The organism is Flavobacterium sp. HBTb2-11-1 (genome assembly GCF_009826975.1).
Taxonomy (GTDB): Bacteria; Bacteroidota; Bacteroidia; order Flavobacteriales; family Flavobacteriaceae; genus Flavobacterium.
The window spans coordinates 575,747-588,780 of record NZ_WUMO01000001.1; the positions used below are offsets into that span (position 1 = coordinate 575,747).

11 protein-coding genes are annotated in these 13,034 nt (G+C 33.6%); 6 read left to right on the plus strand and 5 right to left on the minus strand.

Annotated elements, in window-relative coordinates; translation table 11 throughout:
- Positions 1 to 12: 12 nt before the first annotated feature.
- Together GR162_RS02575 and gldD are read left to right on the plus strand one after the other, a co-directional pair.
- A complete protein-coding gene (locus GR162_RS02575; protein WP_160780871.1) occupies positions 13 to 1,317 on the plus strand; it encodes a gliding motility-associated protein GldE in 1,305 nt (434 codons plus the stop codon).
- A complete protein-coding gene (gldD, locus tag GR162_RS02580) occupies positions 1,310 to 1,870 on the plus strand; it encodes a gliding motility lipoprotein GldD (protein WP_160780872.1) in 561 nt (186 codons plus the stop codon). Before GR162_RS02575 ends, gldD begins: the two co-directional genes overlap by 8 nt.
- A gap of 305 nt (positions 1,871 to 2,175) precedes the next feature.
- Here the strand turns inward: gldD and GR162_RS02585 are convergent, their stop codons facing one another.
- On the minus strand, positions 2,176 to 2,553 hold the full coding sequence (locus tag GR162_RS02585; protein ID WP_066032860.1) for a heavy-metal-associated domain-containing protein: 378 nt from the start codon (positions 2,551 to 2,553) through the stop codon (positions 2,176 to 2,178).
- 102 nt (positions 2,554 to 2,655) lie between these two features.
- On the opposite strand from GR162_RS02585, the gene GR162_RS02590 reads away from it, so the two are divergent.
- Positions 2,656 to 3,522, plus strand: coding sequence for a DMT family transporter (locus GR162_RS02590; protein ID WP_160780873.1), 867 nt, complete (start codon positions 2,656 to 2,658; stop codon positions 3,520 to 3,522).
- Between the two features lie 151 nt (positions 3,523 to 3,673).
- Here GR162_RS02590 and GR162_RS02595 read toward each other — a convergent pair whose 3' ends face one another.
- On the minus strand, positions 3,674 to 5,722 hold the full coding sequence (locus GR162_RS02595) for a pitrilysin family protein (RefSeq protein ID WP_202393888.1): 2,049 nt from the start codon (positions 5,720 to 5,722) through the stop codon (positions 3,674 to 3,676).
- A 12-nt stretch (positions 5,723 to 5,734) separates the two neighbouring features.
- Complete coding sequence (locus GR162_RS02600; protein WP_160780874.1) at positions 5,735 to 7,057, minus strand: pitrilysin family protein; 1,323 nt, start codon at positions 7,055 to 7,057, stop codon at positions 5,735 to 5,737.
- Positions 7,058 to 7,330: 273 nt separating this feature from the next.
- On the opposite strand from GR162_RS02600, the gene rplU reads away from it, so the two are divergent.
- The 3 genes from rplU (at position 7,331) to GR162_RS02615 (ending at position 9,476) form a co-directional block, all read left to right on the plus strand.
- Entirely contained in the window at positions 7,331 to 7,768 is a 438-nt protein-coding gene (rplU, locus tag GR162_RS02605) for a 50S ribosomal protein L21 (RefSeq protein WP_160780875.1), read from the plus strand.
- 24 nt (positions 7,769 to 7,792) lie between these two features.
- Complete coding sequence (gene rpmA, locus GR162_RS02610; protein ID WP_008466657.1) at positions 7,793 to 8,053, plus strand: 50S ribosomal protein L27; 261 nt, start codon at positions 7,793 to 7,795, stop codon at positions 8,051 to 8,053.
- A gap of 130 nt (positions 8,054 to 8,183) precedes the next feature.
- Complete coding sequence (locus tag GR162_RS02615; protein WP_237421273.1) at positions 8,184 to 9,476, plus strand: hypothetical protein; 1,293 nt, start codon at positions 8,184 to 8,186, stop codon at positions 9,474 to 9,476.
- Positions 9,477 to 9,584: 108 nt separating this feature from the next.
- Here the strand turns inward: GR162_RS02615 and GR162_RS02620 are convergent, their stop codons facing one another.
- A complete protein-coding gene (locus GR162_RS02620; RefSeq protein ID WP_160780876.1) occupies positions 9,585 to 12,341 on the minus strand; it encodes an AsmA-like C-terminal region-containing protein in 2,757 nt (918 codons plus the stop codon).
- A 47-nt stretch (positions 12,342 to 12,388) separates the two neighbouring features.
- On the minus strand, positions 12,389 to 12,970 hold the full coding sequence (locus GR162_RS02625) for a tRNA-(ms[2]io[6]A)-hydroxylase (protein ID WP_066032854.1): 582 nt from the start codon (positions 12,968 to 12,970) through the stop codon (positions 12,389 to 12,391).
- Positions 12,971 to 13,034: the final 64 nt, after the last annotated feature.

Genomic DNA, 13,034 nt, shown 5'->3' on the forward strand with positions numbered 1-13,034 from the left:
ATTTTATGCAATTTGGACCCAGAGCCCAGTTTACTTTTTTCTACCAATCTTGACGCCAATTTAATTATTGGTTTCGTCGGAATATTTGTTTTGTTATTTCTTTCAGCAATCGTTTCTGGTGCTGAAGTTGCTCTTTTTTCTTTGTCACAGCAAGATATCGACAATTCTTTAAACGATAATCCTGCAAAAGGAAAAATTATTTCAAATTTATTAGATAAGCCTAAAAAACTTCTAGCAACTTTATTGGTTGCAAATAACTTCTTCAATATCGGGGTAGTGATCCTATTTGCGTATATAGGACAAAATATTTTTGCCAATGTAGGTTCGCCAGCTTTTAAATTTACGCTTGAAGTAATTCTGGTTACTTTCCTGATTTTATTATTTGGCGAAGTGCTTCCTAAGGTTTATGCAAGCAGAAATAGCATTCGATTTGCCAAACGTGTCGCTTATCCGCTGGCATTTTTAGATAAAGTGCTTTCTCCGATCAGTTTGCCCATGCGTGCTGTTACGATATATTTTCAAAACAAATTAGGAAAGCAAAAAAGTAATTTTTCTGTCAATCAACTTTCTCAGGCATTGGAACTTACCGATTCGGAAGGGACTTCAACAGAAGAACAGAAAATCCTTGAAGGAATTGTTTCTTTTGGAAATACCGATACAAAGCAGGTAATGAGTCCAAGAATTGATATTTTTGCATTGGAAATATCAGAAACATTCGCAGAAATTTATCCTAAAATAATTGAAACAGGATTTTCAAGAATTCCAGTTTATCGAGATAATATTGATCAAATTGAAGGCGTTCTTTTCGTAAAAGATTTACTGCCTCATATTGATAAAGAAGAATTTGATTGGACTTCTTTAATTCGTGAAGCTTTCTTTGTTCCTGAGAATAAAAAGCTGGATAATCTTTTAAAAGATTTTCAAAGCCTAAAAAGCCATTTAGCCATTGTGGTTGACGAATATGGAGGAACGTCTGGATTGGTTTCTTTAGAAGATGTTATCGAAGAAATTGTAGGCGATATTAGTGATGAATTTGATGATGAAAATCTGAACTTCTCGCAAATTGATGAAAATAATTTTCTTTTTGAAGGAAAAATAAACCTGAAAGATTTCTACAGAATTGTAGATGTTGACGAAGATGTTTTTGAGGCTCACAAAGGAGAAGCTGAAACATTGGCTGGATTTATTCTGGAAATTTTAGGTAATTTTCCGAAAAAAGATCAAAAAGTGCCTTTTGAAAACTGTATTTTCACCGTAGAAACAGTAGACAAAAAGCGTGTAAAACAAATAAAAGTAACCATAAATAAAAATGCTTAATAAAATACTTTCAATAACAACAATTTTGCTTGCTCTAACGGTTATAAGCTGTAAAAATGATGTTCTGCCTAAACCAGCTAGTTTCCTGCGATTAGATTATCCAGAAGCAAAATATGTGAATTTTGAAAACACTTGCCCGTTCACTTTTCAAATGAATGAAGATGCTATTATAAAAGGCGAAAAAGAATGCGGTTTTGCAATCACGTATCCAAAGATGAAAGCGACGATTTATTTGACGTACAAGCCAGTAAATGGCAATATTGATAAATTACTGCGCGACGCTCAAAAACTAACGTATGAGCACGTTATTAAAGCCGATGATATTCTAGAACAGCCGTATTTAAATCCTCAAAAAAAGGTTTACGGAATGTTTTATCAGGTTGATGGAAATGCAGCGACAAATTCTCAGTTTTACGTTACAGACAGTACAAAACACTTTTTAATTGGTTCGATGTACTTTTATGCAAAACCAAACTTCGATTCGATTATGCCTGCTGCGAGTTATGTTAAGAACGATATGCAGCGTTTAATGGAAACGTTGAAATGGAAATAAAAAAGGAATCCAATTGGATTCCTTTTTTTATCGCAATTGTTTTTTCATTTTTAATATTAGGGTTTCATTCCGTAGGAATGTTTCGTTGGTAGAAAAATCAACCGGATATTTTACGTTCCGTAGGAACGTTTGATATACAGAATTGTAAAAAAAATGTCAAAACCAGACGTTTCCGACGGAACGTAAAAATCCATGATAATATAATTTTCTACCAACGAAATGTTCCTACGGAACAGTGTAGAGTAAAATAAAAATGGCTGTTTCTATTTTTGAAACAGCCATTTTTATTTCCTTGAAGTTCGAATTTAAGACTTAAAATTCGAAACCTTATATGTTTTTCCGTCTCCAGTTTCTTGAACCACTTTAGTTAAAGATTCTGGATTTTGAATTGTTTTGTCAAAACTTACCGTTGCTGTTTTTTTGTCAAAATCCACAGTTGCTTTTTCAACTCCGTCAAGGTTTGCTAATTCTTCTTCGATGGTTTTAGCGCATCCAACAGCACAAGTCATTCCGTCAATTGTAAAGCTCGCAGTTTGAAGATTTTCAGCGGCGATTGGTTTGTGTTCTTTTGGAGCACTTTTTTCCTTATTTACAACTTCAAGACTTTTGTCTTCTGCTTTTTTACAGCCAACGAACACTAAACCGGTGATTGCTGCAGCGAATAAGATTTTTGAAATTTTCATTATATATTAAATTTTAGATTGCTAATTACTTGTTTGCAAAATTAATAAAAAGAGAGAGGTCAGTTCGTAAAATAATTACAAATTTGCAGTAAAATGCAATTTATGGAAACAAAACAGTTAAAGTGGATTTACTTAGCGATTCTTTCTCTTATTTGGGGAAGCTCTTTTATTCTGATAAAAAAAGGATTGGTTGGTTTAACCGCTGTTCAAGTTGGATCGTTCCGCATTATTTTTGCTGCTTTGTTTTTGCTGATTGTAGGGTTTAATAGTCTAAAAAAGATTTCACGCCGTCAATGGAAATTTGTTGCCATAACTTCGCTTTTCGGAACTTTTATGCCAGCGTATCTTTTTGCTATTGCAGAAACTCAGGTAAATAGTTCTATTGTGGCGATTTTAAATTCGCTAACGCCTTTAAATACTTTGGTTTTAGGAATTATAGCATTTGGAATTCAATTTCAAAAACGACAAGTTTTGGGCGTTTTTGTTGGACTTCTAGGATGTCTGCTTTTGGTTTTAAGTGGAGATTCTGCAAGTGGAACTCAAAATTATTTCTATGTCTTACTAGTGGTTATAGCAACGCTTAGTTATGCTATCAATGTAAATCTGATTAAAAAATATCTACACGATTTAAATTCGGTGAGTATAACAACAGGAAATTTTGCGGTTTTACTTTTGCCTGCATTAATCATTTTAAGTACAACCGATATTAGCCAGAAAATACATTTTGCAGAAACCCAGCATTCTATACTTTTTGTGGCAATTTTAGGTGTTCTAGGAACAGGAATCGCGAACATTCTGTTCTTTAAGCTGATTCAAATATCATCGCCAGTTTTTGCAACATCAGTAACGTATTTAATTCCGATCGTGGCATTTTTTTGGGGATTATTGGATAATGAATTCCTGACGCCAATTCAATCTGTTGGTGCTTTTATTATTTTGATTGGAGTTTATCTGTCGGCTAAGAAGTGATTTTTGAATTATGAATTATAAATTAATGAGTTATAAGTGGATTGGCTTCAACTCCACTCAGCCTGACAAACATGATGAAATAAAAAAGCTTTGTCAAAGTTTCGAACTTTGACAAAGCCTTAAAATCTTAGTACCTTAGTATCTTAGCGTCTTATAAAAAATCTTTCTCAGAAACTCCTTCGTTAATTTTGATATCAAACATTTTAATATCCAATTCAAAGCCAACATTTTGAACTAAGTTAAAAGGAACTTTAACGCCTTTTACTTCTTTGTAATCGTTGAAATTAGTGATTTGTTCAACTGATTTTCCGCCTTGTTCGCGAACTTTAGATTCAGCTGTTTTTAATCCTGATTTAACGTCGTAATAATATTTTGTTTTGCCGTCTTTAATGACATAGGCATCGCTTCCGTTAATTGGTTCAATTCCTTCTACTTTTAGATCGGTTCTTTTTACAAGCTGCAATTCTTCAAAAGGAGCTGCATTGGCTTTCATTTCAGCTAAATCTTCGCCTTCAAGGTTTTTTCTTTGCCCTTGCTGTTCAACGTAAGCGCCTTTTTCGTTAACTACCTGTTTCATTAAATTCATCGTTCCCATAGAAAGCGAAACCATCATTTTTCCTTTTGAATCTAATTTAGATGTAAAAGTCAATGGAGTAGGAGCTTGAGGAATCGTTGTCGAGCCGTTCATGTATAATGTTTTCACGGCTGTAACTGCTTTTTCTCCTCCAATTGCATTGATATAGTTTTCGAAAACTGTTTTTGCTGTAATATCTTTTGGAGCTTCTTTTTTTGTAGAAGGTTTTTCAACTGGATTTCCATATTTGTCGAAATACGAAATCGGAATTTGTAATTTTTCTAAACCAGGAAGCACATCAGTTCCTTTTCCGACAATAACAATTCGCATATTATCTAGTAAGAAATACTTGTTGGCAACACGATAAATATCGTCTGCAGTAACATTGTTAATAGTTTGAATGTATTTTTCGTAAAAATCTGCAGGAAGCTTTTCTGTTTCAATATTTAAGGCATATCGTGCAACAGCTTGAGGTTTTTCTACCTGCATTACAAATCTACCAATGTAGCCTGCTTTTACATTTCTTAAAACTTCTGGATCAACTCTTTCGGTTCTAATTCTTTTAATTTCTTTCACAAACTGAACAACTGCACTATCTGTTACCGTATTTCTAACAGCCGAAGAAGCTTTAAATTTAGTTACATATTTTCCGCTTCCAATGCTTGAATTAGCTCCGTAAGTCCATGCGTGCTTCTCGCGAAGATTCATGTTTAAATAGCTATTAAAATCGCCTCCTAAAATTTGATTGGCAATAACTGCCGGGAAAAAATCTGGATCGCTCATTCTTAAATTAATAGTATTCACCAATGAAATTTCAGACTGAACGGCGTTTGGAACGTCAACAAAATCTATTTGCAAGTTTGAAACATTCGTCGGATTTGGATAAGTGTTTTTTGGAGCAGCTTGTTTTTTCCATCCGCTGAATAATTTTTCAACAGCTGTTTTTACCTCTTTAAATTTTACATCGCCAATAACGACTAAATAAGCGTTTTCTGGAACAAAATAAGTGTTGTAATTGTTTTGAACATCTGCAAGCGTTACGTTTTTTACAGTTTCTTCAGAAAGATATTCCCCATTAGGGTGGTTTTTTCCAAAAGCTAAGACATCTACAACTCTATTTGAAATGGCAGGAACGCTTTTTTCGTCGGCTTTCAATCCTTCCAAAAGTTTTGCTTTTTCTTTGTCAAATTCTGCCTGAGTAAAATTTGGCTGTAATGCTCCTTCTGCCAAAAGTTCTAAAACACGTCCAGAATATTTTGATAATGTACTTGCATAAGCTCCTTGAGAAGTGAAATTGATATTAGCTCCATAAAAATCAATTTCTTCGTTAAAAGCTTCTTTAGTTGTTTTTTTAGTTCCGTTTCCAATTAAACTGCTGGTCAATTCATCAACCCCTTTTTTGTTGCCTTCAGTAAAAGGAGCATTGTCCAAAGTAAGTGTATAGCTCACTCTAGGCAATTTGTGATTTTCAACAACCAAAACTTTCATGCCGTTTGCTAAAACAAAGGTCTGAGGTTTTTTGATGTTGACTACTGGGGCATTTCCTGGTTTGGGTTGTGGACGATCTTGTGCTTGCATAATTCCAGTTAGGAAAATAAGGATTAAAAAAGTATGTATTTTTTTCATGATTCGATATTCTTAGTTTTGAGATTTGGCTGTCGGAATATAATCTAAAATCAAACGCTGATTCGGGTTCAAATACTTCTTGGCAACTTCTCTAATTTCTTCTCTTGTAATTGAATGATAGATGTCGATTTCGGTATTGATCAAATTAACGTCTCCGTAAAGTAAATAATACGAAGCAAGATTTTCTGCAATTCCTTCTACGCTTGCATTGGCGTTTACATAATTGTTATCGAATTTGTTCTGTAATTTTTGATAATCTTTTTCAGAAATAAGATCGGTTTGGATTTTTACAATTTCCTCATCCATTTCTTTTAAAATATCATTGATTGTGTAGGGAGCCATCGGCAGGCCGTACAAAATGTATGTTCCGTAATCTTCTTGGCTAAATCCTACTGCGCCAATCTGTAACGCCATTTTTTTGTCATCAACTATTTTTTTGTAAAGCTTAGAGCTTTTTCCATCGCTCAAATAAGAAGAAATTAAGTCTAAAACTCTCGCATCTCTAGTTTTCATCGAAGGTGTTCTGTACGAAGCTACAATCATCGGAATCTGAATATTCGGATCTTCGTAAGTTGCTTTAATGGTTTCAGTAATTGGTTCTTCAGTAAAGGTTTGCTTCTTAACTTCTTCGCCTTTCGGAATTGGTCCGAAATATTTCTGAATCCACTCTTTTGTTTTCGTTTTTTCAAAATCTCCAGCCACTACCAAAACGGCATTATTTGGCGTGTAGAATTTTTTGTTAAAAGCCTGAAATTCTTCCAGAGTTGCTGCGTCCAAATCTTTCATTGAACCGATAGTCGTCCATCTGTAAGGGTGGTTTTTGAACATGTTTTTCTTAACCTCTGCCAAGATGTTTCCATACGGCTGATTATCGTAACGCATTCTTTTTTCCTCTTTTACGACTTCGTTTTGAGTATCAACTCCAATTTTATTAATAATGGGATGCATCAATCTTTCAGACTCCATCCATAAACCAAGTTCTAAACTGTTAGAAGGAAAAACTTCATAATAATATGTTCGGTCATCAGTGGTATTGGCATTATTTACCCCACCATTTGCCGTAACAATTTTCATCCATTCTCCACGCTTAATATTTTGGGTCCCTTCAAATAAAAGATGTTCAAAGAAGTGCGCAAATCCAGTTCTATCAGGACGTTCGTCTTTTGATCCAACATGGTACATTACCGACGTGATAACAACAGGAGCAGACGGATCATTGTGTAAAATGACATGCAATCCATTGTCTAAATCGTATTCTTCAAAAGCTACTTTTTGGGCATGAGCCACTCCGCCAAGCATTAATGCTGCACTTAACATCATTATTGATTTTTTCATAAAGATTAATAATTTTAAAATATCAACAAGAGTAGGTAGACAAGAGTTGATTTTGGTTACACCAAAAATAGTTTTTTTTAGTTATGTATTGCAGAATTGTTTTCAAATAAATGCTATTTTAACAATCTTTTACTTTAAATTAATTTTGTTTTGTGTGTGGAACTGCTTGAAAAACAAGGTTTTTTTAGTAGAAAATATTTTTGCTTTTATGGGTTGCATAGTAAATTATTAGTTGTATATTTGCAACCTTAAAATTCAATAAATCAATTTGATATGTATGCAATCGTAGAGATAGCAGGGCAACAATTTAAAGTAAGCAAAGACTTAAAGGTTTATGTTCACCGTTTAGCTAATGAAGAAGGTTCAAAAGTTTCTTTTGACAAAGTTCTTTTATTAGATGACAATGGAAATGTAACTTTAGGCGCCCCAGCTATAGAAGGTGCTTCAGTAGAAGCTAAAGTGTTACAACACTTAAAAGGAGATAAAGTTATCGTTTTCAAAAAGAAAAGAAGAAAAGGATACAAAAAAAGAAATGGTCACAGACAATATCTTACTCAAATTGTAATTGAAGGTATTACTGCAGCAGGAGGAACAAAAAAAGCGGCGACTAAAAAAGCAGTTGTAGCAGAAGAAGCAGCTACTGAAGAAGTAGAAGCTCCAAAAGCAAAAAAAGCAGCTCCAAAAGCAAAAAAAGAGACTACTAAAGAATAATAACAATATTTAAACTCATACGTCATGGCTCACAAGAAAGGTGTCGGTAGTTCGAAGAATGGTAGAGAATCAGAATCAAAACGTCTAGGCGTTAAGATTTATGGTGGTCAAGCTGCTATTGCTGGAAACATCATCGTTAGACAAAGAGGTTCAAAACACAATCCAGGTGAAAACGTTTACATCAGTAAAGATCACACTTTACATGCTAAAGTTGATGGAGTTGTTAAGTTCCAAAAGAAAAGAGATAACAAATCTTATGTATCTATTATCCCATTCGAGGCATAATAATCATAGATTACTTTTTATAAAAAACCCGTTCTGAAAAGATCGGGTTTTTTATTTTGTATGTTTTATAAGACTTTAAAACTTACATTTGCTTTTTAGAATTTGTGTTATATTTCTTAAATTTTTAAAGTTGAAAAAAATAATAGTGCTCATACTGCTGTGTTGTTTCAGTACATATGCAAAAACGGTTTCAGATAGTGTCAGCAGTCATTTGAGTTCTTTAAATGAGGAACAGAAAAGGATTTTGTACGAATTGGCAGTTTTGGAGAAGAATGGTTTTAGTGCCGACGAATTTTGGATGAAACACAAAAATGAATTTCCAAAATTGGATGATCAAGTAAGAGATCAATTGGCCTTAGAAATTTTTGCTAATTCTCAAATACTCTATACTCCGCCAAAAGATTCGGCAATCCAATTCTGGATACAGGCGCAATCGCTGGCAAATTGGATGTTTTATCTCTCGGCATTTATTGCTATTTGTGCTGTCGTTGCCTTGTTTAAAAGATATTGGAACTTGCTGGTTGATTTTGTAATTAAAAATTTGGCGCCATTGTTTAGGTTTTTATTTTCTCCGATTTTATTGACTTACGAATTGCTAATCGCTGGAATTCTCTGTGTTTATTTTGGAGTTTGTATAGAAGAATTTGTGCTTCGCACGGTTGTAGTTCATGTTGGTTTGTGTTTGTTATGGAGTCAGTCTACGGCAATTTTTACTAAAGAATATCTAATTAAAAGATATATTGTTAGGATAGAAGATGATTTTTGGAGCAAAAGCTCATGGGAAGCAGTAAAGACAATTTCTCTGCCTGCGTTATGTCTTACACTTGCACTTGTATATGTATTGTATACAATTCCTCAAGATGTTTTTTATAATTACGAAATTGTATTGTCGGGAATTGCTACAATCTATGCTTTACCGTTTTGGCGTAATTTAGAAAAATACTTATATCCGGTTTTGTTTCCTTTTAAAAATGATACAAGAGCGCGCGGAATAAACTCTCTCGGCGGATGTACGGTTATTGCTATTGGAGCAATCGTTGTGCTCATTTTTCAAGAGAATTTTCTTTTTTGTAATGTGATATCGGCTTTAATGAGTTTACTGGCCATATCATTTTTGATTTTGTCTTTAAAAATGAATTACAGATATGATTTCAGAAATTATTACTATCTACAGTTGATTACGGCGCTTTTTCTAGGGTTAGCTTTTTGGTATGGTTTTAATAATCGTCTAAACGAAATCGTGTGGTTTTCGCTGATTGGAACAAGTATTTATATCATTATAAAGTATTTTGAAATATTCTCCTTTTTCTCAGATTGGAAAAGAAGTAAGGCATGGGCTTGGAAATTGCTTGGAACAGCAGTTTTATTGTGGTTATTAGCCAAAGGAATCTTGAATGTTTCTAAAATAATATACCAGGTTTAGAATAAAAAAACCGAGGCATAAGCTTCGGTTTTATGTGTAATTATATTTTATATTTTAGAATTTGGTATTTTGGACTTCCGATTTGGATTTTTAAAATTTAGAATTTAATTATTCAGTATCCTTAGTTTCTTCCAGATCTTCTGTTTTCTTGCCTACTTTTACTTTCGGATTATCTTGAGTTCCAGTAACAGTTAGCGGAATTCCGAAAATACCAAAAGGAGGTAATCCTAAACGCATTTTTAAGTTCAATTTTCCGTCTAGGCTTGTTGTCCCTTCAATTCTTGGTCTAAAGCCAGCAAACTTAAATTTAAAGCGATCTACAGTTATAATATTGTTTTTAACCGTTGTTTTGATATCAACTTTAGAAAGATCTGGATTTTTCATAGATTCAGAATTGGTTTGCTTGCTTACGGCATTAAACATTTTCAATCCTCTTACTTTGACGTCTTTTACAGAAAGAGTTCCGCCTCCAACAAGTGAAGGATAAACAGGATCCATGTTTGCATTTACGCGCCCTTTAAGTTGGTAATCTAGCGAAACAATTCCTTGTGCTTTTTCTGCGGCACTTGCCATTTTTCTGAAAACTTCAATCTCGTTATATGCTCTTTTTATATCAAAATCGGTTGCTTTGATTGCATAATCGAAATTAGCTTTTTTCGTTGTAACTGCTTGATAATTGGCGTTCATGCTAACCTTGCATCCAATTAGGTCAAAACCTGTGTTTTGCATGGTCAATTTGCCTTTATTCATGCTTAAGTTTCCGACAGCGTTTTGAAGGTTTAATTTGTCAAAATTTACTTTTTGAGCATTAGCAGTAAAGTTTAAATTCAGATTGGTAGGAATAACAATTACACCAGTTTGTGTGTTTTCTGTTTTTGTTTCTGTTTTTGGCTTAGTAGTTTCTGTTACGGAAGTTCCTGGAGTGGTTTCCGACATAAATTCGTCAACATTGATGTATCGCGAAGTCACTTTAAAAGAACCTCTTAAGACCCCTGTATTGGTTGTCACATAATTGAAGACGTTCTGTAAATATCCATTCATTTTAAAATCAGACTGTCCGTATGCAGCAAGGAAATTGTTGAAAGACATTTTATCCTGATTGATTTTAAAAATTCCTTCTTTGATAATAAATTTCTTTGGAAGATATTCAGATGCAATTCCGATATTTCTTAATTCGAGCGTTCCTTTATTGTTTAATTTGCTGTAATTGCCTTTTTCAGCATCACTTTGTTTTCCTTTTAAAGATACGTCGGCTTTTACAAAACCATCTAAATCAAGACCTTTCTGAGAGAAAACTTTATAAATTCTGCTAATATCCAATTCGCCTTTGGCTTTTACATCATAACTCAAATCGTCAAAATTGCTTAAATCGGCTTGCACGAAAACAGGTTTGCCTTCAAAAGTAAATTGTGTGGGCTGTAAGTTAACTTTCAGATCGGCAAATGTTCCTTTCTGGTTTTCTATTTTCGATTTAATTGTAATATTGGTAATTGGATTTGGGTAATATGGCGTTTTTAAATAACCGTTGTCCAAATTAATGGTTCCGTTTGTAACAGGAAAACGCTTGTTCTTTTGGTCAAATACTCCGTTTGCTTTTACATCGCCCGCCAGAGTTCCTTTTAATTCAATATCTGGAATTCCAAGTGCTTTGATTAATTTTTCAAGATCGATTTTGGCTTTAAAATCAGCATTGATATCTGGCGTGTTCACACCTTTAACCAAGAATTTCGATTTTAAATAATCCTGATTGATGTTTAGCGATAAGTTTTTTGCGTCAACAATTACCAAATCTGGATTTAGAGAAGGAACAGTTGTTTTGATGTCTAAATTAAGGTTGGAAACAGGAAATGCACTTTTGTTATAATTCACAAAACCATCGGTTACTTTTACGTCCAAATTCAGATCTGGAGCTATATTTTCAGAAGTAATATATTTTCCTTTTAATGTAAAAAGCAAATCTGTATTTCCTTTTAAATCTGTTTTAGAAAGCCATGTAATGTATTTTGGAGGTAAGGCCGTAAAAACATCATAAAGTTTACTGTTATTAGATTTAATAACAAAATCCATATTGTAGCCGTCCTTTAAAATGTCAAACTTCCCTTTAAAATCGACCAAAAGCTGATTGATTTTAAGGTTGTTCTGCTGGAAAAAGAAAGAAAGCGAGTTGATATTTACTTTTGTAATCAGATCGGCATCAACCTTTTTGTTCATTAAATACGGTTCATCTTCGTAAACGATATTTAATTTTTCGATGTTTGCTTTAGAATATAAATCAAAAACAGCTTTATTTAAATCTCCTTTTCCTAAATAATTGAATCCGTATGCATCAAAATGGACTTTAGTCGATTTGTCATCGTAAACAATTTTACTGTTTAAAATCTCGATTCGTTCCAGTTTTAGCGCTGTATCGCTGCTATCTTTGGCTTTAGAAGCTTGTTCTTGTGATTTATAAATGTTGTAATTCGCTTCTCCTTCCGGATTTACTTTGACGTTTATAAAAGAATCCGATAAATAAATCTGATCAATTTTTACTGATTTGCTGAAAATCAGACTTGCTACATTTATTCCGAAAGAAACTTCTTTTGCGGTAATGAATTTTTCGTTGGTATACGGAGCCGAACCATTCAGGCTTAGGTTGTCTAAGGTTAAAGTAAGTGAAGGGAAATGATGAAAAAATGACACCGAAACATCAGAATAATTCAGTTCTGCGCTTAACCTTTCGTTAGCTGTTTTCTTGATTTGTTCTTTAATCTGATCCTCAAAAACGATAGGCGTTAAAAATAATAATCCTATAATTACCGCGAAAGTTATTCCGGTATACTTCGCAATTTTAAAAACGATTGATCTGGATTTATTTTTCTGCATAGCGAATTGTGGTTTTTAAATATTAAAAGTTGAAAAAAGAGCGTAATTTATCCGTGAACGGTTTCACTTTTACCATAATTGGTAATGATAGAACCTTCATATTCAATCCATTCTTTCCAGCGTTTGTCAATATCTATGTTGTCTTGATATTTTCTGGCAAATCCTAAAAAAGTAGTGTAATGTCCTGCTTCAGAAATCATTAAATCGCGGTAGAATTTAGCCAATTCTTCATCTTTTATATTTTCCGAAAGCACTTTAAAACGTTCGCAACTTCTAGCCTCAATCATTGCCGAAAACAATAATCGGTCGCAAAGAGCATCTCTTCTGCTTCCGTCTTTTTTCATGAATTTAAAAAGCTCATTTACATAATGATCTTTTCGTTCGCGTCCCAAAGTAAGTCCGCGTTGTTTTATAATGTTATGAACCATCTGAAAGTGTTCCAGTTCTTCTCTGGCAATTTCAAGCATTTCGGTTACCAATTCTTCAATTTCAGAGTTGTAAGTGACGATACTAATCGCGTTTGAAGCCGCTTTTTGTTCGCACCAGGCGTGATCCGTTAAAATTTCTTCGATATTTGACTCAACGATATTTACCCAGCGAGGGTCTGTAGCTAATTTTAATCCCAACATAATTTCCCAGCATTTAGATTTTGCAAAATTAGTGTTTTTTTGCGACCGAATTTCAGGAAATTGG